Source organism: Streptomyces sp. P17 (assembly GCF_032436805.1).
Lineage (GTDB): Bacteria > Actinomycetota > Actinomycetes > Streptomycetales > Streptomycetaceae > Streptomyces.
Genome location: NZ_JAVRBF010000238.1, coordinates 1 through 678 on the forward strand (window position 1 = coordinate 1; position 678 = coordinate 678).

The 678-nt window shown below is 67.0% G+C and carries 1 protein-coding gene; it reads right to left on the minus strand.

The window, feature by feature from the left end:
- The coding region (locus RMT89_RS40605) for an IS256 family transposase (RefSeq protein ID WP_315888769.1) at positions 1-678 on the minus strand (678 nt) is incomplete at both ends.

The window sequence follows — 678 nt, forward strand, 5'->3', positions numbered from 1 at the left end:
GCCCTTCCCCGTCGGGTCCAGGCTCATCAGCGCCATGTAGACGCACTTGAGGGCGGCGGCCTCGTTGGGGAAGTGGCCGCGGGCACGGACGGCCTTGCGGATGCGGGCGTTGACGCTCTCGATCGCGTTCGTCGAGCAGATCACCTTGCGGATCTCGACGTCGAAGGAGAGGAAGGGCACGAACTCGGCCCAGGCGTCCGACCACAGCTTCACGATCGCCGGGTACTTCTTGCCCCACGTCTCCTGGAACTCCAGGAACCGGTCCATGGCCGCGTCCTCGCTGGGGGCGGTGTAGACGGGCTTGAGGGCCTTGGCGACCTTGTCCCAGTCCTGGCGGGCCGCGTAGCGGAAGCTGTTGCGCAGCAGGTGAACCACGCAGGTCTGAACGATTGTGCGAGGCCAGACGGTCTCCACGGCCTCGGGCAGGCCCTTCAGACCGTCGCAGACGAGCATGAGGACGTCGTCCAGGCCGCGGTTCTTCAGCTCGGTGAACACGTGCAGCCAGTACTTGGCGCCCTCGCCGCCGTCGCCGGCCCAGATGCCGAGGATGTCGCGGGTGCCGTCCACGGTCACCGCCATCACGACGTAGATCGGTCGGTTCGCGACCTGCCCGTCCCTGATCTTGACGTTGATGGCGTCCACGAACAGGACCGGGCAGACACGGTCCAGGGGACGGTT